This is a genomic window from Kitasatospora phosalacinea, from assembly GCF_000717185.1.
Taxonomy (GTDB): Bacteria; Actinomycetota; Actinomycetes; order Streptomycetales; family Streptomycetaceae; genus Kitasatospora; species Kitasatospora phosalacinea_A.
Window position 1 is genome coordinate 1 of the sequence record NZ_JNYE01000084.1, and the last position, 23,400, is coordinate 23,400.

Sequence of the window (23,400 nt, forward strand, 5' to 3'; positions counted from 1 at the left end):
ACTACCCGGTGGAGCGGATGATGCGCGACGCGAAGATCACCCAGATCTACGAGGGCACCAACCAGGTCCAGCGCATCGTCATGGCCCGCAACCTCCCCTAACCGCCGACCGGTTCGCGCCCCTGCTCGCTCACCCGCCCGCGTTCGCCCACCTTGCGGGCCGGGGCGCCGGCCCAGATCTCGCCGGGCCCGGTGGAGCGGGTGAGGACGGCGTTGGCGCCGACGACGGTGTCGGCGCCGACGGTGAGGGTGCCGCTCTTGCAGACGATCTTCGCGCCCGCGCAGACCACCACGCCGTCCTCCAGCACGACGCGCCGCATCGCGGAGAGCTCCTGCGGGACCCACGGGTCGGCGCGGCCGATGGTGACGCCGTTGTAGAGGGTGACGTTCGCGCCCAGGGTGGTGTACGGGTGCAGGACGGTCCCGAAGCCGCGGTGGAAGACCACCAGGCCGGGGCCGATCTCGGCGGCGGCCGGGACCTCCATCCCGTAGAGGGCCAGGGCCTCCTGGACCAGGCGGCCGAACAGCCGGCTTCTGCGGCGGTAGATGAGGGAGGTCACCAGCGACATGGGCGACATTGTCCTGCCGCCCCTCCCGCCGCCGCGCCGACGACGCGCCCCGCGGCGGCAGTTCGGATTCGCCGTACGAATCCCGAACCGCCGCCGCGGGGCGGTCGCCGGACGGTTACTTGGAGACCGCGGGCACGGGCGTGTCGTTGCGCATCGCGTCGAAGACCGCCTTGGACTTGGCCGCGTCCCACTTGACCGCGGACTCGCCGGTCGGGGTGCGGTAGTCGGGGTTGCCGATCGGGACGGTGATGGACTTGCCGTCGCCGCCGGTGACGCCCTTCATGGCGAGGAACATCGAGCCGAGGTCGGTCAGCCCGGCGTCGTCGTCGACGATCACGGTGTCCAGCCCGGCCGACACCAGCGGGTAGAAGGTGAAGGGGTTGAGCAGCGTGGTCGGCGAGGCGGCCTGCTTGGCGAGCGCGCCGAGGAACTTCTGCTGGTTGCGCATCCGGCCGAGGTCCTGGTCGGCCATCTGGTGGCGCTGCCGGACGAAGGCCAGCGCCTGCTTGCCGTCCAGGGTCTGGGTGCCGGCCTGCAGGTCGAGGCCGGAGTCCTTGTCCTTGACCGGCTGCTCGATGTTCATCTCGACGCCGCCGACGGCGTCGACCAGGCCGACGAAGCCGGAGAAGCCGATCTCCGCGTAGTGGTCGATCCGCAGGTTCATGTTGGTCTCGACGGTCTGCACCAGCAGGCGGCCGCCACCGGCCGCGAAGGCCGCGTTGATCTTGCGAGTGGCGGCGGGCACGGTCTTGCCGCTGCCGGAGGTGTCCAGGTGGGCGGGTATCTGCACCCAGGAGTCGCGCGGGATCGACATCAGGGTGTTCCCGTTGTCGCCGATGTGCAGGAGCATCATCGAGTCGCTGCGCTTGCCCTCGGCGGAGCCGGTGTGCAGGCTCTGCTCGTCGGCGTCGGTGAGCCCGGCCCGGCTGTCGGAGCCGACGATCAGCCAGTTGGTGCCCTTGCCCGCCGCCGGGCGGCCCGGGTAGTCGGCCAGCACGTTCTCGTGGTGCAGCTTGCCGTCCGCCCAGAAGTAGGTGCCGACCATGGTGACCAGCAGCGCCAGCACCAGGCCGAGCACCGAGTAGCCGACGATCTTCTTGCGCGAGCGGCGCGGCCGGCCCCCGGGCCGGGCCCCGGCCCCGGGCCCGGACGGCCCCGCGGGGCCCGCCGGGTTCGGCTCGGGCTCGAAGGGCTGCTGCCCGTACGGCGGCTGCCCGCCGCCGCTGCCCCCGCCGTACGGGGGCCGGCCCGCACCGCCGTACGGCGGCCGGTCGTCGCCGTACGGGCGGCCGGCGCCCGGTCGGTCCTGGTGGGTGGGGCGGGAGAGCGGGACGCCCGCGCCGCGCGGGTTCAACTCCGGCGGGAGCGGCGGCTCGGCCGCTGCTCCGCCCTGGCCCCGTGCCGCGTCGCCCTGCCCGTGTGCGCCGCCCCCCGGGCGCTCCTGCCACGTGTTCATGGGGGAAGGATGCCCGAACCGGGGCCCGCGCAGTGATCGCGGGGGCCCCGCGGGCCCCGTTGTGGCCGTTTTGATGCAGTGCGGGGACGGTTCGGGGCACTGTTCACCAGGCGGGCACGGCCTTGACCCGCCGAAACCGGGCGTGTTTGCATGAACGTATGGAGCAGCGTCAGGTCCTCACCCGTCGGCGGCACGTCGACCACGGCCGGGTGTCCTGTTCGCTGTGTCGCGGCTGACCCTTCCCGCCGCGCACTCACCCACCGGCGACCCGCGCCCTCGCCGACGCCTTCCTCCCCCTTCCCCGGCCGCGCCCTGCCCGCGGCCGTACGCCCCGAGGTGACTCCATGGCCGTGATCCTGTCCGTCTCCGGTTCCCCGTCCGCGACCTCCCGCACCACCCGGCTGCTGCGCCACGTCGACCGCCGGCTGGCCTCGCACGGGCACCGGGTCCTCGCGCTGGACGCCCGCTCGCTGCCCCCGGCCGCGCTGCTCGCCGCGGACACCTCGGACCCGGCGATAGCCCGGGCCGTCGAGCTGTTCGAGCAGGCCGACGGCGTGGTGATCGGCACCCCGGTCTACAAGGCCGCGTACTCGGGCCTGCTGAAGGCCCTGCTCGACCTGCTGCCGCAGTACGCGCTGCGCGGCAAGACGGTGCTGCCGCTGGCCACCGGCGGCTCCACCGCGCACGTGCTGGCGGTGGACTACGCGCTGCGGCCGGTGCTGAACGCGATGGGCGCCGGGCACGTCACCCAGGGCTGGTTCGTGCTGGACCGGCACGTCGGGGTGCGCGAGGACGGTGGCACCGAGCTGGAGCGCGAGACCGAGGTGCTGCTGACCCCGGTGGTCGACGCGTTCTCCGTCGCGCTCGCCCCGCGGGCGGAACTCGCCACCGCGGGCTGACCGTTCGTCAGCGAAGCCACCCCGCCCGGGGCCCGGCACCCTCAGACCGCCGCGCGGCAACCCCTAGGGGAGAGGGCCCGGGCCCCGGACGCTTTCCCGGGACGGGGCTCAACCCGGTGGAGGACGACCCCCGCGGCGCCCGCTCCTACCGTGGAGCCATCCACACTGCCCCACCGTCGAAGGTGGGGCAGGCCCCACCCCGAAGACGGATGCCAGCAGGATTCCGCGACCGGGACCACGCCCGGAAGGCTGGGGGACGACGGTGGACCCCACGACGAGGAGCACGTAGTGACCACGGCAGCGAGCGCCGCTCACCTCTCACCCCTGCCGGAGCAGGACGGCACCGCCGCCCGGGCCCGGCAGGTCACCAAGGCGTACGGCGCGGGGGAGACCCGGGTGACGGCGCTGGACGCGGTCGACGTCGACATCGAGCGCGGCCGCTTCACCGCGATCATGGGCCCCTCGGGCTCCGGCAAGTCGACGCTGATGCACTGCCTGGCCGGGCTGGACACCGTCTCCGAGGGCCGGATCTGGATCGGCGACACCGAGATCACCGGCCTCAGGGACAAGCAGCTCACCAAGCTGCGCCGGGACAAGATCGGCTTCATCTTCCAGGCCTTCAACCTGCTCCCCACGCTGAACGCGGTGGAGAACATCACGCTGCCGATGGACATCGCGGGCCGCAAGCCCGACCAGGCCTGGCTGCAGCAGGTGATCGACACGGTCGGCCTGTCCGACCGGCTCAAGCACCGCCCCGGCCAGCTCTCCGGCGGCCAGCAGCAGCGCGTCGCGGTGGCCCGCGCGCTGGCCGCCCGGCCCGAGATCATCTTCGGCGACGAGCCCACCGGCAACCTCGACTCCCGTTCCGGCGCCGAGGTGCTCGGCTTCCTGCGCCGCTCGGTCGACGAACTCGGCCAGACCATCGTGATGGTGACGCACGACCCGGTCGCCGCCGGCCACGCGGACCGCGTGCTGTTCCTCGCCGACGGCGCGATCGTCGACGAGATGCACAACCCCACCGCCGACTCCGTCCTGACCCGCATGCGCCGTTTCGACGGCAAGCGCACCAGCTGAGACGGGGCCCGGAACCATGCTGCTCAAGACCTCGCTGCGGAGCTTCTTCGCCCACAAGTGGCGCCTGGTGCTCTCCCTGCTCGCCGTGGTGCTCTCGGTCGCCTTCGTGGCCGGCACCCTGGTCTTCTACAACACCGCCACCAGCACCTTCGACAAGCTGTTCGCCTCCACCGCCTCCGACCTGGCGGTCTCCAGGGCCGAGGACGAGATCGCCGACGGCGCCCCCGGCCGGGTGCCCACCATCCCGGTCGGGACGGTGGCGAAGGTCGCCGCCGAGCCCGGCGTCAAGGCCGCGATCGGCCAGGTCATGACCTCCGACGCGACGCTGGTCGACCCCGCCACCAACAAGGTGGTCGGCCCGACCACCGGCGCCCCCACCCTCACCGGCAACTGGACCGACACCCCGCGCAACTCCGTCGAGATCACCTCCGGCCACGCCCCGCAGGGCGCCGACCAGCTGGTGCTGGACGCCGACACCGCGGAGAAGGCCCACCTCGGCCTCGGCTCCAAGGTCCGGATCATCACCGACGCCAACCACGACTTCACCCTCTCCGGCATCGCCACCTTCCGCACCACCAACCCCGGCGCCGCCCTCGCCTTCCTGGACACCGCCACCGCCCAGCGGGTGCTGCTCGGCACCGAGGCGTACACCTCCGTCGAGGTCTTCGGCGACGGCACCCGCACGAACGAGCAGCTGAAGGCCGCCGCCCTGGCCGACCTCGGCGGCGACTTCCAGGCCAAGACCGCCGCCGAGCAGAAGAAGGAGAACTCCGACGACGTCGGCTCCTTCCTGAACTTCATGAAGTACGCGATGCTCGGCTTCGCCGTCCTCGCGGCCGGCGTCGGCGGCTTCCTGATCGTCAACACCTTCTCCATGCTGGTCACCCAGCGCACCCGCGAGATCGGCCTGCTGCGCGCCATCGGCGGCAGCCGCTCCCAGGTCAACCGCTCGGTGCTGACCGAGGGCCTGATCCTCGGCGTGCTCGGCTCCACCCTCGGCATCGGCGCCGGACTCGGCCTCGCGCTCGGCATGATCCAGCTGATGAAGGCCGTCGGGATGAACCTGGACGCCTCGCTGGAGGTCACCTGGACGGTCCCGGTGGTCTCGTACGCGGTCGGCGTGCTGGTCACGCTGTTCGCCGCGTTCGTCCCGGCCCGCCGCGCCTCCCGGATCACCCCGATGGCCGCGCTGCTCGACCACGCGGCCCCGGTCGAGCCCCGGGCCAACCGGATCCGCACCGCGGTCGGCAGCCTGGTCACGGCGGTCGGCGCCGTCGCCCTGGTGCTCGCCGCCTCCTCCTCCGGGGCCACCGGCGGCCTGCTGATCGGCCTCGGCGTGCTCGCCACCCTGGTCGGCGCCGTGGTCCTCGGCCCGCTGCTGGTCTCCGGCCTGCTCCGCCTGCTCGGCGGCGCGCTGCCCGCCCTGTTCGGCCCGGCCGGCCGCCTCGCCCAGCGGAACGTGATGCGCAACCCGCGCCGCACCGGTTCCACCGCCGCCGCCCTGATGATCGGCCTGGCCGTGGTCGTCGGCGCCTCCGTGATCACCTCCTCCATGGTCTCCTCGGCCACCGCCCAGATCGAGAAGTCCGTCGGCGCCGACTACATCGTCGGCGGCGGCCGCACCCCCATCCCGGCGGCCGCGGCCGAGGCGGTCGAACGGACCCCCGGCGTCGACCACATCACCCGGCAGAAGGAGGTCCCCGCCGAACTCACCACCCCCGACGGCGCCCGCACCAAGACCGACCTGATCGCCGCCGACCCGAACTTCACCCGGGACTTCCGCCTGCCGGTCGCCTCCGGCACCGCCGAGGGCGTGTTCAACGGCGGCCTCTCGGTCGACCAGGAGTTCGCCGACGCGCACCACCTCAAGGTCGGCGACCCGATCGCGGTCGCCTACGGCGAGGGCCGCACCCAGACCGTCCCGGTCGCCGCCGTCCTGGCCACCGGCAACCAGCTGTTCGACGGCAGCTTCTTCACCGGCATCGGCACCGTCTCCACCGGCCTGAACGGCCAACTCCCCGGCGACAGCACGCTGTTCGCCGGAGCCTCGGCGGGCGCCGACGAGGGCGCCGTGCTCGCCGACCTGGAGAAGGCGCTGGAGTCCTACCCGCAGCTGATGGTCAAGGACCAGGCCGGCTACAAGGACATGATCAAGTCCCAGGTCGACCAACTGCTGTCCATGGTCTACGGCCTGCTCGGCCTGACGATCGTGGTCGCCGTCCTCGGCGTGGTCAACACCCTGGCCCTGTCCGTCATCGAGCGCACCCGGGAGATCGGCCTGCTGCGCGCCATCGGCCTCTCCCGCCGCCAGCTGCGCCGGGTGGTCCGGCTCGAATCCGTGGTCATCGCCCTGTTCGGCGCCGTCCTCGGCAGCGCGCTCGGCCTCGCCTGGGGCGTCACCGCCCGGTCCGTGCTCGCCGACAACGGCCTGAACGTCCTGACCGTCCCCACCGGCACCGTGGTCACCGTCCTGGTCGGCTCCGTCGTCATCGGCCTGTTCGCCGCCCTCGTCCCGGCCTTCCGCGCCGCCCGGATGAACGTCCTGGCCGCCATCGCCTCCGACTGACCGCGCCCCCGACCCGCCGTTCCCGGACCTGCCGTTCCCCGGGCCCCACCAGGGGCCCGGGGAACGGCAGGTCCGGGCTGCTGACGGCCGGAGCCCACCGAAGGTCCGAGCTGCTCCGGGCCAGGACGGCCCCCCGCACGCACCCTCAGCCCGGACAGCTGATCTCGTTCCCGCTCTCCGCCCCGGCCACCGCCGAAGCCGAGGCCGAAGCGGTGGCCGAAGCGGTGGCAGACGGCGACGCACTGGCCACCCCGCTCGGGGAAGCCTCGCCCGCCGGAGGCCGGTACTCACTGCCCACGACCACCTGGAAGGTCGCTCCCAGCCCCGGCACGGCATCGAGCTCCGCGTCCGGCAGGCTCGCCGCCAGGGTCTTCACCGACTCGTCCCAGCGCGGGTCGTAGCGGATCACCGTCCGGGTGGCGGCCGCCCCGCCCTCGGGCGCGTTGGAGGGCGTGCCGGTGGTGGCGAACCCGGCCTTGCGCAGCTCCGCGTCGACCCGGAAGCCCAGCCCCTGGATGCCCGCCCCGTTGAGCACCTGCACCCGGACCTCGCCCGGAGGAACCGTTCCGGCAACCGGCGAGGCACTCGGCGGCACCGCCGCGGCCGCGGCCGCCGCCCCGGCCCCCGCCCCGGTGAGCGGACGCCCGGCCCGGACCGCCTCGAACAGCGCCGCCGCGCCCCTCTCGTCCCACAGCACGGTGGACCCCCACCCCGCGACCTGGTGGTCGACCTCGGCCAGCGGCACCGTCACGAAGTCCGCGTTCGAGGCCGACAGGTCCTTCAACCGACCCGCGAACTCCAGCAGTTCGGCGTTGCCCAGCCCCTTGTCGACCTTGACCGAGCGCAGCACGGTGTCCAGCACCCCGGTCAGCTTCGCCGGATCGAGCAGGGTGCCCCCGGTGGTGGCCCGCCGGAGCAGCTGCGCCAGGAACTTCTGCTGCCGGTGCATCCGCCCGAGGTCGGAGGAGCCGTCCACGTGCCGGGCCCGGACGTAGCGCAGTGCCCCCGCGCCGTCCAGCGTGGTGGTCCCGGCGGGCAGGTCGAGGCCCGAGTAGTCGTCCCGGAGCGGTTTGGGGGTGCACACCTCGACGCCGCCCAGGGCGTCCACGGTGGAGACGAAGGCGAGGAAGTCGACCTCGACGTAGTGGTCGATCCGCAGCCCGGTGTTCTGCTCGACGGTGCGCACCGCCAGCGGCGCCCCGCCCATCCCGTACGCCGCGTTGATCTTGCCCTTGGCGGCGTCCACCTGCTCCCCGGTGGCGAGGTCCTGGTGGGCGGGGATGTCCACGTAGGAGTCGCGCGGGACGGAGACCACGGTGGCCCGGCCGCGGTCCGCGGACAGCTGCACGACCATCATCGTGTCGGTGCAGTGGCAGGACTCGCCGCCCGCGTGCAGCACGTCCCTGAGGGTGGCGTCCGGGATGCCCTCGCGCTCGTCGGTGCCGACCACCAGGAAGGTGGTGGCGCCGTCGTCGGCGGGACGGTCCGGGCCGGCGCCGATCGCGTCCACCCGGTCGAGCGAGGAGCCGATGCCGTTCAGCACCGCCCACCCGCCGCAGGAGGTGGCGAGGACCGCGAAGGAGAGGCTGCCCGCCGCCCAGCGGCCCCAGCGCCGCCGACCGGGCCGCCGCGGCCGAACGGGTGCGGGCTGGCGTTCGGGAAGGCGCTGGTGGGGCATCTTCCGCATGCTAGGCGGCCCGCCCGCGCCCGCCCGGGCGGCACGCCGAGGACGCGACCGCCTGACACCCCGTCGGCACCACCGCCCGGCACCCCGTCGGCACCACCCCTGACACCCCGTCGGGCGCGCTCCCCGGAACCCCGGACGGGCGCCGTCCCCCCGCACTAGGCTCGCGCCATGACGAGCAGCGCCCCCAGGATCGAGGCCACCGCCGACGTCGACCCGAGCGCCGTGATCGGCCCGGGCAGCACCGTCTGGCACCTCGCCCAAGTCCGCGAGGACGCCCGGATCGGCGCCGAGTGCATCGTCGGCCGCGGCGCGTACGTCGGCCCGGGCGTGCGGCTCGGCGACCGGGTCAAGCTGCAGAACCACGCCCTGGTGTACGAGCCCGCGGTCCTGGAGGACGGCGTCTTCGTCGGCCCGGCCGCCGTCCTCACCAACGACCTCTACCCGCGCTCCGTCGACCCGGACGGCAGGCTCAAGCGCGGCGACGACTGGCACGCCCGCGGCGTCACGCTCCGCGAGGGCTGCTCGATCGGCGGCCGCGCCGTCCTGGTCGCCGGGGTCACCGTCGGCCGCTGGGCCCTGGTCGCGGCCGGTGCGGTCGTCCACCGGGACGTCCCCGACCACGCGCTGGTGGTCGGCGTCCCGGCCCGCCGGGTCAAGTGGGTGGGCCGGGCCGGCGAGCCCCTCGTCCCGGACGGCCCGCAGCACTGGCGCTGCCCGCGCACCGGCGAGGCCTACACCGAGACCGGCCCCGACGTCCTCGTCCCGGACGCGGAGCTCTGAGTCCGGCTGCTCCGCCCGGCTACTTCGCCTTGGACGCGCAGACGTTGGTGTCGTCCGCCTGCACCCGCTGGATGTCCTTGGGCGCCTCGGTCGGCACCGCCGAGGGCCCCGCGGAGGTGAAGTCCTTGCCGAGCAGCACGACGACGCCGTCCTTCGCGCCGAGCTTGCTGCTCGCCTGCACCGCCGTCGCGGGCAGGCCGAGGGCCGCGGCCACCGCCTGCGCCTCGTCCTCGTGCCCGGCGGGGTAGGTGACCGTGCTGGTGGCCGTCGACTCCGCGTTGTTGCCCGCGACGGCCAGCGCGAAGCCCTTGCCCTGCAGCGCGGTGGCGGTCTTCAGGGCCTGCCCGGAGGCCCCGCTGCCGTTGCGCACGGTGACCTTCACCCCGGCCGCGTTCACCTGGGGTGCGGCGGGGGCGGAGGAGGACGGGGCGGCGGGCTCGGGGGAGGCGCTCTGCTCCGGCTGCGGGACGTCGGTCAGCGAGCGGTCCCCGGCGATCATCGCGAACAGCTGCTGGGCGTCGTTCGGCTTGAGCACCAGGCGGTCGTTGTCCGTCGGGTCGTCGATCACCGGCACCGTGGTGAAGGTGATGTTCTTGGTGTCGACCCGGGAGATGTCGAGCGCCAGGTCCTTCAGCTTGTTGACGCTGCCGATCCCGTCGTCGACGGTCAGCGCCTTGGTGGCGGCGTCCGCCAGGTCCCACAGCTTGGTGGGGCTGGTCAGGGTGTCGCTGCTCTTCATCTTGCGGATCATCGAGGAGATGAACTGCTGCTGCAGCGGGATCCGGGTCAGGTCGCCGCCGAAGCCCACCGCGTGCCGGGTCCGGACGAAGGCCAGCGCCTCCTCGCCCTGCACCACGTGCCGGCCCGCGGACATCTTCAGGTGCGAGTACGGGTCGTTGATGTCGGTGGCGGCGCACACCTCGACGCCGCCGACGGCGGTCGAGAGGGTCTTCACCGCTTCGAAGTTGACCATCATGAAGTGGTTGATCCGGACGCCGGTCAGCTTCTCGACGGTCTTCCAGGTGCAGCCCGGGTCGCGCCCGTTCTGCCCCAGGCTGGTGTTGAACATCGCCCGGGTCTCGCCGGGGATGGTCTTCTCGCCGCTCTTGCACTCCGGGATCGGCACCATCAGGTCGCGCGGGATGGACAGCACCGTCGCGTTCGAGCGGTCCTTGGAGATGTGGAACAGCAGCGTGGTGTCCGCGTGCCCGGCCGAGCCCTCGTCGCCGTACTCGCGGCCCAGGCCGACCCGGCTGTCGGTGCCGATCACCAGGATGTTCAGCGCGTCGGTCGCCTGCGGGCGCTCGGAGTCGTCGCCGACCTGGACCTTCACCGAGGAGATGTTGTTGTTGAAGTGCTGGTACACGTAGTACGCGCCGCCGCAGCCCGCCACCAGCACCAGGCCGAGGGTGCCCGCGGTCCACTTCAGCGCCCGGCGCCCGCGGGTGGAACGGCCCTTGCGGCGGGCGGCCCGGCCCCCCGCCACCGCGGTCGCGCCCTTCTGGCTCCGCGCGGCGGCCCGGGAGCCCGGTGCGGCGGCGGCGGCCGGGGCGGCCTCCTCGCGGCGCGCGGCCCGCGGCCGTGCCGAGGCGGCGCGGGGCCGCTCGGCGGAGTCCCGCCGGCCCGCGTCCAGGTCCAGTCGGAACTCGCCGGTCGCCGGGTCGAGCACCCACTGGTCGGCGGGGTCGACGCCGGGAGGGATCGAGTCCGCCGAGTCGCCCCGGTTCCGGTGTCCGCTGTTCATCCCGGACACCCTAGACGAGCCTGACGCCCAAACCCCCCGTGATGTGATACCCGTCACCCGCCGGACGGGCGGAAAACGGCGGCGGCGCGCTCCACCCGGCCGGTTCCGCCGGGCGGAGCGCGCCGTCGTCGCACTCCACTGCCATCGCCCCAGGACTACCCGCCCCGGAGGGCCGGGGTCCTCAGCCGAGCCGCAGAGTCACCCGTTCGGAGTCGATCCGGCTCTGCCACTGATCCTCCGTCAACTGCCCGGAGTTCCGGCACAGGACGACCGAGGCCCCGGCGGCCAGCGGCGCCAGCAGGCCCGCCTCCAGGCCCGTCCAGTCGTCGAAGGACAGCGTCGAGAGGACCCTGCTCCCGCCGTCCAGGCCCAGCCGGGCCGCGCCCTCCCGGGCCAGCGCGACCGTCTGCTCGCCCGTCAGCTTCAGCGGCAGCCCGTCCACCACCGTCTCCAGCGCCACCGCCTGCGGGTCCACCGGCGAGTACGGGGCGAACCGGTCGCCCTGCCCGGGCACCTCCGCCGCGTAGTCCAGGAAGCCGTCCGGCCGCTGCGGGAACCGCCCGCCCAGCGGGCGCAGCGCCAGCGCCACCCGCTCGCCCGGGCACTCCTGCGCGGCCGCCAGCCCGTCCGGGCCGGAGACCACCAGCTCGGCGTCCTTCGGCTCGCCCTGCGGCACCGCCACCACGCCCACCGACCAGCAGGCCAGCAGCCACACCGCGCTCTGCCAGTGGGCGGGCAGCAGCAGGGCCGCCCGGTCGTCGGGGGAGGCGTTCAACTCGTCCTGCAACAGGTTGGCCGTCTTCGCGACCCAGTTGTCGAACGTCTTCGCGGACAGCTCCACCCGTTCCCCGGTCGAGTCGTCGTAGAAGGTCACCAACGGGCGGGACGGATCGGCGGCTGACCCCGGGCGCAGGAAGGCCTGCAGCAGCTCGGCGGGGGTGCGGGCGTCGGCAGCGAAAGGCGCAGTCATGGTGCGGCCCAGCCTACGTCCTGCCCCCGCCGGACGGGAGGGCGCCCGCCCGGTCGGAACGCCGCGCCGCGCCCCGCGCGACGTCGGTGCCCCGCGTTACGCTCGCCCCTGCCCCGCCCCCCACCCCCGAGGACGCACCGATGCCCGCCCAGACCCGGCAGTGGCGGCCCGGCTACCCGCTCGACCTCGGCCGCACCCTCTTCCCGCTCCAGCACGGCGCCGGGGACCCGGCCTTCCAGCGCACCCCCGACGGCGCCGTCTGGCGCGCCTCCCGCACCCCCGACGGCCCGGGCACCCTCCGGATCCGCCAGCGCGCCGACGGCATCGACGCCGCCGGGTGGGGCCCCGGCGGCGGCTGGCTGCTCGAACAGCTCCCCGCGATGCTCGGCGCGCACGACGACCCGGCCGGGCTCGTCCTCCCGCCCGGGCCGCTCCGCGAAGCCCAACGCTCCTGCCCCGGGCTGCGGTTGACCCGCACCGGCCTGGTCATGGAGTCCCTGGTCGCGGCGGTCCTGGAGCAGAAGGTCACCACCATGGAGGCGTACCGCGCCTGGCGCACCCTGCTCCGCGACCACGGCACCCCCGCCCCCGGCCCCGCCGCCGACCTCGGCATGCGGGTCGTCCCCACCGCCCGCGAGTGGACCCTCGTCCCCAGCTGGGCCTGGCACCGGGCCGGCGTCGACCCCAAGCGCTCCGCCACCGTCCTGCGCGCCGCCCGCCTCGCCGCCCGCCTCGAACAGGCCGCCGCGATGCCCCCCGCGGACGCCTTCGCCCGCCTCACCGCCGTCCCCGGCATCGGCCCCTGGACCGCCGCCGAGACCCTGCAGCGCAGCAACGGCGACGCGGACGCGGTCTCCGTCGGCGACTTCCACCTCCCGAACACCGTCGGCTGGGCCCTGGCCGGCCGCCCCCGCAGCGACGACGCCCAGATGCTCGCCCTGCTGGAGCCCTACCGCCCCCACCGCCACCGCCTCTGCCGCCTCCTGCCCCTCACCGGGGCCCGCCCCCCGAAGTACGGCCCCCGCCTCACCCCCAACGACCACCGCGGACGGTAGGAGAACGGCAGGGGACAGGGGCCCTCCTCTCACCGCACCGTCAGGAACGCCCCCGCGTCACGCGCCTGACGCTCCTTCGGCCCCTCCGCCGCCCGCCCCACCGCGACCGCCCCCATCGGGTCCCACCCCGCCGGGAGGTCGAGCGCCGCGCGGACGGTGTCGCGGCAGAACATCGTCGAGGAGACCCACGCCGAGCCGTACCCCTCCCCGGCGAGGGTGACCAGCAGGTTCTGCACGGCGGCGCCGACCGCGACCACGAACATCTCCCGCTCGGCCGCGGCCCGCCGCTCGTCGGGGTAGTCGTGCGACCCGTCCATGACCAGGCAGGGGACGATCAAGTACGGTGCGCCGCGCAGCACTTCGCCGCGGGCGGTGCGCCGGGCGATGCGCTCCTCGCTCCAGCCGTCGAGCTCCCGCAGGTCCCGCTGCCAGGCGGCGAGCATCGCGTCGAGCAGCCCGGTCCTGGCCTCCTCGCTCTCCAGCAGGACGAACCGCCAGGGGGTGGTGTGGTGCGGGGCGGGGGCGGTGACCGCGGCGGCGACGGCCCGTCGCACCGCGCCGCCGTCGACGGGTTCGCCGGTGAAGGCGCGCACCGTCCGCCGCAGGGTGACCGCTTCGCGGACCGCCTCGGAGGTGCCGAGGCGGAACATGTCCTGCCCGGCGGAGCGGACGAGCAGGCGGGCGCCCTCGCCGTCCTCCTCGGTGACCAGCCCCTCCAGGCCGCGGACCACCGCCACGGGGGTGCCGGTGGCCTTGCCCTTGACCAGGTCGGCGGCGGCGGCGAGTTCGTCGGCGGTGGCGGTGACCGTGAGCCGCAGCTCGTTGCCGTGGCTGTCGAAGCGCCCGCGGTGGTCCTCCAGTACGGGCAGCCCGGCGGCACCGATCGCGACGTCGGCGAGGCCGCTGCGCCAGGGCCGCCCGAAGGTGTCGGTGATCAGCACGGCCAGCCGCCGCCCCGTCAACTCCTGGAGCCGGGCCCGCAGTCGGCGGGCCGAGGCGTCGGGGTCGACCGGCAGCAGCAGGACCGTCCCGGGCGGGGTGTTGGACGCGTCGACCCCGGCCGCGGCCATCACCAGGCCGTTGCGGTTCTCGACGATCCGGGACCGGCCGCGGCGGGCGACCACCCGGACGGTCTCGGCGTCGATCGCGGCTTCCCGGTCGTCGGCGCGCACCAGCCGCCCCTCGGCCTTGGAGACCACCTTGGAGGTGACCGCCACGACGTCGCCGTCCTCGAACCCGCCCGCCTTGGCGATCAGTTCGGCGAGGTCGTCCCCGGCCGCGACCTCCGGCAGCCCGTGCACCGGCAGGACGCTCAGCCCCCGGCTCCCGCTCACTTCGCGACCTCCGCGGCCAGCGCCAGCGCGGCGCGCGCCATCTCGGCGGTCGCCTCGACCGAGCTCATCAGCAGCGGGACGGCCCGGCAGGCGATCCCGGCGGCGGCCACCCGGTCGACCGCGGCGGCGTCCGAGGTGTCCACCAGCCAGCCGTCCAGCAGCCCGCCGTCGCGGCGCGCGCCGTAGTGCCGGGCGACGGCCGCCGCGCTGGTCTCCACGCCGACGGCGGCCAGCACCTTGTCGGCCATGCCGCGCACCGGCGCGCCGCCGACGATGGGGGAGAGGCCGACCACGGGGGCGCCCGCCGAGGCGACCGCCTCGCGGATGCCGGGGACGGCGAGGATCGTGCCGATCGAGACGACCGGGTTGGACGGCGGCAGCAGGACGAGGTCGGCCTCGGCGATCGCCTCCAGCACGCCGGGCGCGGGCTTCGCGCTCTCGGCGCCGACCGGGACGATCGCCTCGGCCGCGACGGCGGCGTGCAGCCGCACCCAGTACTCCTGGAAGTGCACCACCCGCGACCCGTCCGCGTCGGTGATCCGGACGTGCGTCTCGACCCGGTCGTCGCTCATCGGCAGCAGCCGCACGCCGGGCTGCCAGCGGTCGCACAGCGCCTCGGTGACGGCGGACAGCGGGTACCCGGCGGCGAGCATCCGGGTGCGGACGATGTGGGTGGCGAAGTCCCGGTCGCCGAGCCCGAACCACTCGGGCCCGACCCCGTACGCCTTCAGCTCCTCCTTGATCGACCAGGTCTCGTCGGCCCGGCCCCAGCCCTGCTCCTCGTGGATGCCGCCGCCGAGGGTGTACATCACGGTGTCCAGGTCGGGGCAGACCTTCAGGCCGTGGAGGTGGATGTCGTCCCCGGTGTTCCCGATCACGGTGATCCGGTCCTCGGGCGTGAGGGCCGCCCGCAGCCCGCGCAGGAACCTGGCTCCGCCGATCCCGCCCGCCAACGCAGTGATTCGCATGACGTCATCCTGCCAGCGCGTCAGTGCACCCGGTGACGGTCCGGGGCCGCGGCGGCCTGGTCCGCCGCCGCGCCCGCCGCCGCGCCCGCGGCGGCCGGGTACTGGTTCATCTCGACCAGGCCGGGCGTGTAGAGGTGGATCGAGACCGCGGGCTCCAGGGAGGCGTTGACCATCTCGTGCAGGTAGCCGGGGGAGAACACCCGCAGCCCGCCGGGGGCGAGGGCGCGCGAGCCCTCGCCGCCCGCCGTCAGCGAGCGTTCGGCGAGTTCACCCCGGACGACGGTCATCACGCCGGAGGAGCGGCCGTGGTCGTGGAATCCGCTGGACTGGCCGGGCAGCCAGCTGAGCAGCCAGACCTCGTAGCCGGGGCCGGTCTCCAGCCGGGCGTACCAGCGGGTCAGCGCGTCGTAGCGGACCAGCGGCTCCCAGCGGTCGCGGTCGGCGGCGATCTCGCGGACCAGCCGGGCGTAGCCGCCGAGGGTGGTGGGGTGCGCGGGCAGGTCGGTGCGGGCCAGGTGCGGGAAGGCCGTCGGGTCGCCCGCGATGGAGACGTCGCTCAGGCCGTCGGTCCAGCGGGGGGCGGGCAGGGGGGCCGCGACTGGGGCGGGCAGGTGCTTGCGGTCGCGGTTGCGCTTGCGGAGGCGGGGCATTCGCACGGAGACGTCCTCGGGTGGTTCGGCTGCGGAGGGGGATCAGCCGGGGCCGCGGGGACGTTCAGGGGGGACTGTCGCGCGGTCGGCCTCTGTTCCGGGGCGGCGCGCGGTGGGACGCGTGCGCCTAGATACAGCGGAGACAGCGGCGACAACACGAGGAGTTCGCGGCAGCGCCGAGGAGCGCCTGGCGGCGCCGGTCGGCGGAGGTGGCCGGGAACTCTGACATGCGGGCAAGCAGACCGCAACCGACCCTCCAGTGTCAAGGCGAGCTGACGGACATTCGGGTCACATCAGCTCCGAACCACCGGATGGGGTGATAAGCGCCCATTAAGGTTTCGAAGCGAAAAACGCCGGGAAGGGACGCCCTGAGATCGCCCCGGAGCGTCCGGTCGGGAGCGGCAGCGAGGCCTGATGGCCGGTCAGGGACCAGGCTGGATGTCCGGGTTGTCCGGATATGTACACTATTCGTAGTGGCTTGGTTCCGGGGAGTGAATCCTTGGCCCAATACCAGAGCTCGGCTTGACTAGGCCAGAGTGACGCAACTGTAATTTCTCTCGTGTCGTTCCGCCGCACCGGCAACGGCAACACCACGGGGACGCCAAGAGGGGCAGAGGAGGCGCGCCAGAATGAGCGAGCTCTTTGAGCTGTTGATCGGTGAGGGCATCGAGGAAGAAGAAGAGGAACTCGGCTGGCAGGAGCGCGCGTTGTGCGCCCAGACCGACCCGGAGTCCTTCTTTCCCGAGAAGGGCGGTTCCACCCGGGAGGCCAAGAAGGTCTGCCTGGCGTGCGAGGTCCGGGCCGAGTGCCTGGAGTACGCCCTCGCCAACGACGAGCGGTTCGGCATCTGGGGCGGCCTGTCCGAGCGCGAACGCCGCCGTCTCAAGAAGAGCGCGGTCTGAACCCTCCGCACCACCTGGACCCGTGCCGGCGCCTCACCGAACAGGTGGGGCGCTTTCGCGTTCCCCGGCCCGGCGGCCGCCCGCGCCCGCCACCACGGGGACGCCGCACCGCCGGACGCGATACCCACTGCACCGTCTTTTCACACACACCGGGGACGATCGCGCCACCCGGAGCCGTTAGTGTGGTGCGTCATCTGCCGTCAAACCCGAACCGGTGGTCCGCGCACCCGATGACTGTCTACAGCCACCAGAGCGGCTTCTCCGCTGCCAGGCCGCCCGCCTACCCGCGCCACTTGGTCACCGCGGTGATCGTCTCGCACGACGGCGCCCGCTGGCTGCCGCAGGCGCTCGCCGGGCTGCTCGGCCAGGACCGGCAGGTCCAGCGCATCCTCGCCGTGGACACCGGCTCCACCGACAACTCCCCCCAGCTGCTCGCCGACACCCTCGGCGACTGGCTCCCCGAGAGCGGCCCGCAGGTCCTCGGCCGCCGGGTCGGCTTCGGCCGCGCCGTCGGCGAAGCCGTCTTCAACAGCCCGCCGCTGCGCCCCGAGGACCTCTCCTACAGCCTCGACCCGTCCGGCTACGACCCGGTCACCGGCGGCTGGGACGACTTCGGCGACCCGCTCGCGGGCGAGGACGAACTCGGCCGCGGCGGACCGCGCGAGACCCAGCCGGTCGAGTGGCTCTGGCTGCTGCACGACGACTGCGAGCCGCAGACCGACGCCCTGCGCCGCCTGCTGCAGGTCGCCGACTCCACCCCGACCGCCGCCGTGGTCGGCCCCAAGCTCCGCTCCTGGTACGACCGCAGGCAGCTCCTGGAGGTCGGCGTCACCATCGCCCGCTCCGGCCGCCGCTGGACCGGACTCGACCGCCGCGAGCAGGACCAGGGCCAGCACGACCAGGTCCGCCCGGTGCTGGCCGTCTCCACCGCCGGCATGCTGGTGCGCCGCGACGTCTTCGAGGAGCTCGGCGGCTTCGACAAGGCCCTGCCGCTGATGCGGGACGACACCGACTTCTGCTGGCGGGTCAACGCCGCGGGCCACCGCGTCGTGGTCGCCCCCGACGCCGTGCTCCGGCACGCCGAGGCCGCCAGCCGCGAACGCCGCGCCATCGACTGCGCCTCCGCCCACCCGCACCGGGTCGACAAGGCCGGCGCCGTCTACACCCTGCTCGCCAACTCCAAGGGCCTGCTCTTCCCGTACGTCCTGCTGCGGCTGGTCCTCGGCACGATCCTGCGGGTGGGCGTCAACCTGGTCGGCAAGGACCCCCGGCAGGCGTACGACGAGGTGGCCGGTCTCGGCCACGAACTGCTGCGCCTGCCACGGCTGATGGCCTCCCGGGCCCGCCGCCGCCGGACCCGCTCGGTCGACTCGCTGGACGACCGCACGCTGTTCCCGGCCCCCGGCGCGACCGTCCGGCTCGCCGTCGAGAACGTGGTCTCCTCGCTCGGCATCGGCGGCACCGACGACGCGGGCGCGGGCCGGCACGGCTCCGTCGAGTCCGGGCCCGGCGACGACGACACCGACGACCTGGTGGTCGAACAGTTCGCGCTGCTCAAGAAGCTGGTGCGGCGCCCGGCCCCGGTGCTGTTCGCCGCGCTGCTGCTGTTCGCGCTGGCCGCCTGCCGCAACCTGATCGGCTCCGGCTACCTGCAGGGCGGCGCCCTGCTGCCCGCCGCGGACGGCGCCGCCGGGCTGTGGAACATGTACGCCGCGCCCTGGCACGCCGTCGGCACCGGCTCCACCGCCACCTCCCCGCCCTACCTCGCCGTGCTCGCCGTCCTCTCCTGGGCGCTGTTCGACCACGCCGACCTCGCGCTCACCCTGATCGTGGTGCTCTCGGTGCCGCTCGCCGCGGTCAGCGCCTACCTGGTCTCCCGGCCGCTGATCGCCTCCAAGGCCGTCCGCGCCTGGGCCAGCGCCACCTACGCGCTGCTGCCCGCCGCCACCGGCGCGCTCGCCCAGGGCCGGATCGGCACCGCGGTGCTCGCCGTGCTGCTGCCCCCGCTGGCCCGCGCCGCCGCGATCACCGCCGGCCTCGGCATCCGCACCGAGACCGCCGCCAGGGGCGCCCGCCCCGGCTGGCGCTCCGCCTGGATGACCGTGCTGCTGCTCACCGTCAGCACCGCCTTCGTCCCGCTGACCTGGGCCATCGCCGTGCCGCTCTGCCTGGCCGCGCTCGTCCACGCGGTGCTCCGCGGCGGCGCGTTCGGCTCCGGCGCGCAGGCCGTGCGGCTGCTCGGGCTGCGCGTCGCGGTGATCCTCGGCGTACCGGTCCTGGTGCTCGCGCCCTGGTCGCTGCAGGTCCTCGCGAACCCCTCCCGGCTGCTGCTGGAGGCGGGCCTCCCCGGCTTCAACGGCCCGGCCGCCGACCCGCTCGGCCTGGTCCTGGTCAACCCCGGCGGCGCGGGCACGCCCCCCGTCTGGCTGTCCGCGGGCGTGGTGCTCGCCGCGCTCGCCGCCCTGCTGCGGGCCGACCGCCGCCGCGCGGTGCTGGCCGCCTGGGGCGCCGCCGCCGCCGGGCTGGTCTTCTCCGTCGTGGTGGCGGGCACCGCCGTCACCCCCGCCTCGGGCGGCGCCGAGACCCCCGCCTGGGCCGGTCCCGCCACCCTGCTGGCCGGTGTCGCGCTGCTCGCCGCCGCCGCGATCGGCGCCGACGGCGCCAACACCCGCGTCTCCGGCATCGCCTTCGGCTGGCGCCAACCGGTCGCCGCCCTGGTGCTCGCCACCGCCGTCCTCGCCCCCGTCGGCACCGCCGTCTGGTGGGCGCTCACCGGCGCCGACGGCCCGCTGCGGCGCGGCACCGACGCGCAGGTCCCGGCGTTCATCGCCGAGTCCGGGAACACCACCGACCGCTCCCGCACCCTGACCGTCACCGGCGACGCCGAGGGCGTCTCGGTCCGGTACGCACTGGTGCGCGGCGCGGGCCTGACCACCGGCCAGGCCGAGGGCACCGTGGACGCCGCCGCCGACGGGCAGCTGGCCCAGCTCACCGCCAAGCTGCTGGCCGGCTCCGGCGGCGACCTGGCCCGCACCCTCGCCGGGTACGGCATCGGCTACGTCCAGGTGAAGGACCCGGTGATCGCGAAGGTCCGCGACGTGCTGGACACCACGCCCGGCATCGTCCGGCTCAGCCTCGACAACGGCACCGGCCTGTGGCAGATCACCAGCGTCCCCGGCACCCGGGCGCAGATCACCAGCCCCGGCGCCGTCCCGGTGGTCGTCCCCGCCGGGCAGCACGACATCTGGACCACCGTCCCGGCGGGCCCGGCCGGACGCCAGCTCCGGCTCGCCGAGCAGGCCGACCCGGCCTGGCAGGCCACCCTGGACGGCAAGCCGCTGCGGGCCGTCACCGTGGACGGCTGGGCGCAGGGCTTCGCGCTGCCCGCCGAGGGCGGCCGGCTCGACGTCACCCGCACCGGCAGCGCCGCCCACACCGGCTGGGCCTGGGGACGGCTCGCGCTCGGCACCGTCGTCCTGGTCCTCGCCCTGCCCGGCCGCCGCAACACCAACGACGACGACATCCCCGAGGAGGTCGTCGCCGCCCAGGCGCTGGCCGCCCAGGTCCAGGCCCAGGCGCCCGCCCCCGGCAGCCGCCGGGCCCGCCGCCTCGCCGAGCGCGGCGAGGGCGAGGACCCGCAGGCCGAACCCGGCGTCTACGCCCCCGGCATCCCGGCCCAGTCCGCGGCCGAACCCGAGCCCGCGCCCTACCAGGCCGAGCCCGAGCCCTTCGCCGACCCGTACCAGGCCGACCCCTACCAGGCCGACCCGTACCAGCAGCAGGGCTACCGGACCGACGGCTACGGCTACGACTACACCCAGCAGCAGCCCGTCGGCGCGCCCCACCAGGGCGACGGCTACGACCAGTACGGCCAGCAGCAGCAGGCGTACGGCTACGACGCCCAGCCCGCCCAGGGCTGGACCGACCCGTACGCGGCCGGCTACCCGCAGCAGGACGGGCAGCAGCAGCCCTGGCTGCCCGAACAGCAGCAGCCCACCACCTACTACGACCCCAACGACCCCTACGGCGGCGGCCACCCGCAGCAGCCCGGGACGGGGAGCTGACCCGCGATGAAGAAGCCCACCCTGAAGGCGCCCAAGCTCAGGGCCCCCAAGCTCAAGGCGCCCGACCTGAGCGGCGTGGCCGGCGGCAGCCGCACCGGCCAGTCCCTGCTGGCCGGCGTGGCCGTGCTCGGCCTGGTGTTCGGCGTCGCCGAACTGCGCAGCCCGGCCACCACGGCCGCGGACACCGGCGGCGGCCGCACCACCGCGCAGGTCGAGCGCACGGCGCTGGTCTGCCCGCCGCCGATGCAGGGCGTCACCGGCTCCACCAGCCTCACCCTGTTCAGCCCGGAGGGCGGCACCGGCAGCACCGGCACCGGCCTGATCGCCAACGCCAACGCCGCGAACGTGATCGCCGCGCAGAACCCCGTGCAGCCCGCCGCCGACCCGACCGCCTCGGCCGCACCGTCCGGTGCCGCGCCGTCCGGACAGCCCGCCGGCGCCCCGTCCGGACAGCCCTCCGGCGCCCCGGCGGCCGGGCAGAGCCCCGCCCCCGTGGTGGACGCCCTGATCAGCCTGGCCAAGCCCGGCGTCCCGGCGACCGGTCCCGCCAACAACAGCGACACCGCCCCCGGCACCTTCGCGGCCGCCACCGGCAACCTCGCCCCCGGCTTCACCGCGACCCAGGTCACCACCTCCGAGAACGGCGGCACCAGCCTCTCCGGCGCCGACTGCGTGCCCTCCGGCACCAGCTTCTGGTTCGCGGGCGCGAGCACCGGCCCCCACCGGGTCGACTACGTCACCCTGGTCAACGCCGACACCCTGCCCGCCGTCGTCGACCTGAAGATGTACGGCGCGAAGGGCCTGATCGACAACGAGCTCGCCACCGGCATCGCGGTCGCCCCCGGCCAGAGCCAGACGCTGCTGCTCAGCAGCCTCACCAAGGGCCCGGTCGACGACCTCGCCCTGCACGTCGTCACCCGCAGCGGCCGGATCGGCGCCGGGGTGCACGCCATCGACACCGGCAAGGGCACCGACTGGCTGGAGCCCTCCGCCGACCCGGCCCCGAGCGTGACCGTCCCCGGCATCCCCGACGACGTCACCACCGCCCACCTGGTGGTCGCCACCGACTCCGCCGACGACGCCGACCTCAAGGTCCAACTCTCCGGCAAGAACGGCTGGTTCACCCCCGCGGGCAAGGAGAGCATCCACGTCAAGGCGGGCATGACCGCCGTCCTCGACTTCCAGTTCACCGCCGAGACCCGCGAGGGCGCGAGCGCGATCCGGCTCACCCCCACCAGCCCGGACCACCCGACCCCGGTCGTGGCCGGCCTGCGGGTCGACCGCGAGAACAAGGGCAAGACCGAGGCGACCTGGCTCTCCGGCGGCAGCCCGGTCGGCGCCCGCGCCTCGGTCGCCGACAACCGGGCCGGCCAGACCAAGCTGCTGCTGACCGCCGTCGACGCCGACGCCAAGGTCAAGGTCACCAGCTCGGCCGGCGCGAACGGCGGCACCCCCGGCAGCAAGGACGTCGACGTCCCGGTCGGCACCACCGTCACCGTCGAGGGCATCGACCCCGCCGGGGCGAACGGCCCCTACGCGCTGACCGTGCAGACCGTCAGCGGCGGCCCGGTCCTGGCCGCCCGCCAGCTCAGCGCCGTCACCAAGGACGTCCCCACCTTCACCACCCAGCAGTTCCGCGACGACCACGCCACCGTGGAGGTGCCCCGGGTCGCCGCGGACCCGGGCGTCGTCCTGGGGACGAAGTAGCGCGCGGGGAGCAGGGCCCCGGCCGGGGCCCTACTCCTCGCCGTAGCGCGGGTCGATCGCGTCCGGCGAGAGCCCCAGCAGCTCCGCGACCTGCTCGATCAGGATCTCGTGGACCAGTGCCGCCCGGTCCTCCTTGGCCTTCGCCCGGATCTCCACCGGCCGCCGGTACACCAGGATCCGGCTGCGCCGCCCCGCCGCGCCGGGAACCACCCGGCCGAGCGGCACGGTGTCCGGCTCCGGCTCGCCCTTGACGGGCAGCGGCACCTCCAGGACGGCGAACTCCACGTCCTCCAGTTGCGGCCAGCGCCGGACCAGCCGCTCCATCGACTCCCGGACGTAGTCGTCGAAGAGCTCGGAGCGGGTCAGCGAGATGGGCACCTGCGGCGGGGCCAGCGGCCCGCGCATGCCGCGGCCGTGCCGGTCGCGGTGCTTGCGGCGGCCGGGCCCGGGCGGGGACGAGGGTGTCGAGCTGTCCATAGCAGTGTCGAGCGTAGTCCCTGGATGCCCGGAAGTGGACCACTCCAGCACGGCGCGTAACGGCGACGGGACACGCGAGCCGGGGGGCGGGTCTTCGCGGGCCGGTCCGACTTGCGGTACCGTCCACCCTCGTGAGCTCTGTACGTCGTTGTTCGCGGACCGCGTGCGGCCGGCCGGCCGTGGCGACGCTGACGTACGTCTACGCGGACTCCACCGCGGTGCTCGGCCCGCTGGCCACCTACGCCGAACCGCACTGCTACGACCTGTGCGCCGAGCACGCCGAGCGCCTCACCGCCCCCCGCGGCTGGGACGTGGTCCGCCTGGCGGGCGACACCGGCCCGCTGCGGCGCAGCAGCGACGACCTGGAGGCCCTGGCCAACGCCGTCCGCGAGGCGGCCCGCCCGCAGGAGCGCACGCCGCGTCAGGGCCCGCCCCCCGAGGGCGAGTCCGGCCGCCGCGGCCACCTGCGCGTGCTGCGCTCCCCGGAGAGCTGAGCCCG

General features: G+C 74.7%; 19 protein-coding genes. 10 read left to right on the forward strand and 9 right to left on the reverse strand.

Going from position 1 to position 23,400, the window contains the following annotated elements:
* Positions 1–101 (forward strand): acyl-CoA dehydrogenase family protein (locus OO57_RS41605; RefSeq protein WP_155525297.1); only part of this gene is annotated, 101 nt, incomplete at its 5' end.
* Here OO57_RS41605 and OO57_RS39895 read toward each other — a convergent pair.
* Both OO57_RS39895 and OO57_RS28535 read right to left on the reverse strand, forming a co-directional pair.
* Positions 98–568 carry a serine O-acetyltransferase gene (locus OO57_RS39895; RefSeq protein ID WP_051778359.1) on the reverse strand — a complete coding sequence of 157 codons (471 nt, stop codon included), beginning with the start codon at positions 566–568 and terminating at the stop codon, positions 98–100. The two genes, OO57_RS41605 and OO57_RS39895, sit on opposite strands and share 4 nt — an antisense overlap.
* 115 nt (positions 569–683) lie before the next feature.
* The gene (locus OO57_RS28535; RefSeq protein ID WP_033255578.1) at positions 684–2,024 is read right to left on the reverse strand and encodes an LCP family protein; all 1,341 of its coding nucleotides are present in this window, start codon (positions 2,022–2,024) and stop codon (positions 684–686) included.
* Between the two features lie 344 nt (positions 2,025–2,368).
* Here OO57_RS28535 and ssuE point away from each other — a divergent pair, with 344 nt between their 5' ends.
* The 3 genes from ssuE to OO57_RS28550 all read left to right on the forward strand — a co-directional run bounded on the left by ssuE (position 2,369) and on the right by OO57_RS28550 (position 6,563).
* A complete protein-coding gene (gene ssuE, locus OO57_RS28540) occupies positions 2,369–2,923 on the forward strand; it encodes an NADPH-dependent FMN reductase (RefSeq protein ID WP_033255579.1) in 555 nt (184 codons plus the stop codon).
* A gap of 288 nt (positions 2,924–3,211) precedes the next feature.
* Positions 3,212–3,997 (forward strand): ABC transporter ATP-binding protein, encoded by a 786-nt coding sequence (locus OO57_RS28545; RefSeq protein ID WP_234337542.1) that lies wholly within the window; start codon positions 3,212–3,214, stop codon positions 3,995–3,997.
* A 16-nt stretch (positions 3,998–4,013) separates the two neighbouring features.
* Positions 4,014–6,563: an ABC transporter permease gene (locus OO57_RS28550; RefSeq protein WP_033255580.1), complete on the forward strand. Its 2,550-nt coding sequence runs from the start codon at positions 4,014–4,016 to the stop codon at positions 6,561–6,563.
* Positions 6,564–6,708: 145 nt separating this feature from the next.
* Here OO57_RS28550 and OO57_RS28555 read toward each other — a convergent pair whose 3' ends face one another.
* Positions 6,709–8,241, reverse strand: a complete 1,533-nt coding sequence (locus OO57_RS28555; RefSeq protein ID WP_051778360.1) for an LCP family protein — start codon at positions 8,239–8,241, stop codon at positions 6,709–6,711.
* Between the two features lie 177 nt (positions 8,242–8,418).
* On the opposite strand from OO57_RS28555, the gene OO57_RS28560 reads away from it, so the two are divergent.
* The gene (locus OO57_RS28560; protein ID WP_033255582.1) at positions 8,419–9,030 is read left to right on the forward strand and encodes an acyltransferase; all 612 of its coding nucleotides are present in this window, start codon (positions 8,419–8,421) and stop codon (positions 9,028–9,030) included.
* A gap of 19 nt (positions 9,031–9,049) precedes the next feature.
* On the opposite strand, the gene OO57_RS28565 is transcribed toward OO57_RS28560, so the two are convergent.
* A complete protein-coding gene (locus OO57_RS28565; RefSeq protein ID WP_051778361.1) occupies positions 9,050–10,774 on the reverse strand; it encodes an LCP family protein in 1,725 nt (574 codons plus the stop codon).
* 181 nt (positions 10,775–10,955) lie between these two features.
* Positions 10,956–11,744, reverse strand: a complete 789-nt coding sequence (locus tag OO57_RS28570) for a TIGR03089 family protein (RefSeq protein WP_033255583.1) — start codon at positions 11,742–11,744, stop codon at positions 10,956–10,958.
* Positions 11,745–11,884: 140 nt separating this feature from the next.
* On the opposite strand from OO57_RS28570, the gene OO57_RS28575 reads away from it, so the two are divergent.
* Complete coding sequence (locus OO57_RS28575) at positions 11,885–12,799, forward strand: DNA-3-methyladenine glycosylase family protein (RefSeq protein ID WP_033255584.1); 915 nt, start codon at positions 11,885–11,887, stop codon at positions 12,797–12,799.
* A 29-nt stretch (positions 12,800–12,828) separates the two neighbouring features.
* On the opposite strand, the gene OO57_RS28580 is transcribed toward OO57_RS28575, so the two are convergent.
* From OO57_RS28580 to OO57_RS28590, 3 genes are read right to left on the reverse strand one after another with little or no spacing between them, the layout of a single operon-like run.
* On the reverse strand, positions 12,829–14,133 hold the full coding sequence (locus OO57_RS28580) for a coenzyme F420-0:L-glutamate ligase (RefSeq protein WP_033255585.1): 1,305 nt from the start codon (positions 14,131–14,133) through the stop codon (positions 12,829–12,831).
* A complete protein-coding gene (gene cofD / locus OO57_RS28585; RefSeq protein ID WP_033255586.1) occupies positions 14,130–15,101 on the reverse strand; it encodes a 2-phospho-L-lactate transferase in 972 nt (323 codons plus the stop codon). Before cofD ends, OO57_RS28580 begins: the two co-directional genes overlap by 4 nt.
* Positions 15,102–15,121: 20 nt before the next feature.
* Positions 15,122–15,751, reverse strand: coding sequence for a cysteine dioxygenase (locus OO57_RS28590; RefSeq protein ID WP_081974029.1), 630 nt, complete (start codon positions 15,749–15,751; stop codon positions 15,122–15,124).
* A gap of 629 nt (positions 15,752–16,380) precedes the next feature.
* On the opposite strand from OO57_RS28590, the gene OO57_RS28595 reads away from it, so the two are divergent.
* The 3 genes from OO57_RS28595 to OO57_RS28605 all read left to right on the forward strand — a co-directional run bounded on the left by OO57_RS28595 (position 16,381) and on the right by OO57_RS28605 (position 22,424).
* The gene (locus OO57_RS28595; RefSeq protein ID WP_033255587.1) at positions 16,381–16,653 is read left to right on the forward strand and encodes a WhiB family transcriptional regulator; all 273 of its coding nucleotides are present in this window, start codon (positions 16,381–16,383) and stop codon (positions 16,651–16,653) included.
* 230 nt (positions 16,654–16,883) lie between these two features.
* A complete protein-coding gene (locus OO57_RS46990; RefSeq protein WP_033255588.1) occupies positions 16,884–20,717 on the forward strand; it encodes a glycosyltransferase family 2 protein in 3,834 nt (1,277 codons plus the stop codon).
* Between the two features lie 6 nt (positions 20,718–20,723).
* Positions 20,724–22,424 carry a DUF5719 family protein gene (locus OO57_RS28605; RefSeq protein ID WP_051778362.1) on the forward strand — a complete coding sequence of 567 codons (1,701 nt, stop codon included), beginning with the start codon at positions 20,724–20,726 and terminating at the stop codon, positions 22,422–22,424.
* 30 nt (positions 22,425–22,454) lie between these two features.
* Here the strand turns inward: OO57_RS28605 and OO57_RS28610 are convergent, their stop codons facing one another.
* On the reverse strand, positions 22,455–22,901 hold the full coding sequence (locus tag OO57_RS28610) for a metallopeptidase family protein (protein WP_033255589.1): 447 nt from the start codon (positions 22,899–22,901) through the stop codon (positions 22,455–22,457).
* A 131-nt stretch (positions 22,902–23,032) separates the two neighbouring features.
* On the opposite strand from OO57_RS28610, the gene OO57_RS28615 reads away from it, so the two are divergent.
* Positions 23,033–23,395 (forward strand): DUF3499 domain-containing protein, encoded by a 363-nt coding sequence (locus OO57_RS28615; RefSeq protein ID WP_030461916.1) that lies wholly within the window; start codon positions 23,033–23,035, stop codon positions 23,393–23,395.
* Positions 23,396–23,400: the final 5 nt, after the last annotated feature.

Coding starts and splice junctions, on each gene's coding strand:
- OO57_RS39895 (WP_051778359.1), bottom strand. CDS start 568: ATGTCGCTGGTGACCTCCCTCATCTACCGCCGCAGAAGCCGGCTGTTC.
- OO57_RS28535 (WP_033255578.1), bottom strand. CDS start 2,024: ATGAACACGTGGCAGGAGCGCCCGGGGGGCGGCGCACACGGGCAGGGC.
- ssuE (WP_033255579.1), top strand. CDS start 2,369: ATGGCCGTGATCCTGTCCGTCTCCGGTTCCCCGTCCGCGACCTCCCGC.
- OO57_RS28550 (WP_033255580.1), top strand. CDS start 4,014: ATGCTGCTCAAGACCTCGCTGCGGAGCTTCTTCGCCCACAAGTGGCGC.
- OO57_RS28555 (WP_051778360.1), bottom strand. CDS start 8,241: ATGCCCCACCAGCGCCTTCCCGAACGCCAGCCCGCACCCGTTCGGCCG.
- OO57_RS28560 (WP_033255582.1), top strand. CDS start 8,419: ATGACGAGCAGCGCCCCCAGGATCGAGGCCACCGCCGACGTCGACCCG.
- OO57_RS28565 (WP_051778361.1), bottom strand. CDS start 10,774: ATGAACAGCGGACACCGGAACCGGGGCGACTCGGCGGACTCGATCCCT.
- OO57_RS28570 (WP_033255583.1), bottom strand. CDS start 11,744: ATGACTGCGCCTTTCGCTGCCGACGCCCGCACCCCCGCCGAGCTGCTG.
- OO57_RS28575 (WP_033255584.1), top strand. CDS start 11,885: ATGCCCGCCCAGACCCGGCAGTGGCGGCCCGGCTACCCGCTCGACCTC.
- cofD (WP_033255586.1), bottom strand. CDS start 15,101: ATGCGAATCACTGCGTTGGCGGGCGGGATCGGCGGAGCCAGGTTCCTG.
- OO57_RS28590 (WP_081974029.1), bottom strand. CDS start 15,751: ATGCCCCGCCTCCGCAAGCGCAACCGCGACCGCAAGCACCTGCCCGCC.
- OO57_RS28595 (WP_033255587.1), top strand. CDS start 16,381: ATGAGCGAGCTCTTTGAGCTGTTGATCGGTGAGGGCATCGAGGAAGAA.
- OO57_RS46990 (WP_033255588.1), top strand. CDS start 16,884: ATGACTGTCTACAGCCACCAGAGCGGCTTCTCCGCTGCCAGGCCGCCC.
- OO57_RS28605 (WP_051778362.1), top strand. CDS start 20,724: ATGAAGAAGCCCACCCTGAAGGCGCCCAAGCTCAGGGCCCCCAAGCTC.
- OO57_RS28610 (WP_033255589.1), bottom strand. CDS start 22,901: ATGGACAGCTCGACACCCTCGTCCCCGCCCGGGCCCGGCCGCCGCAAG.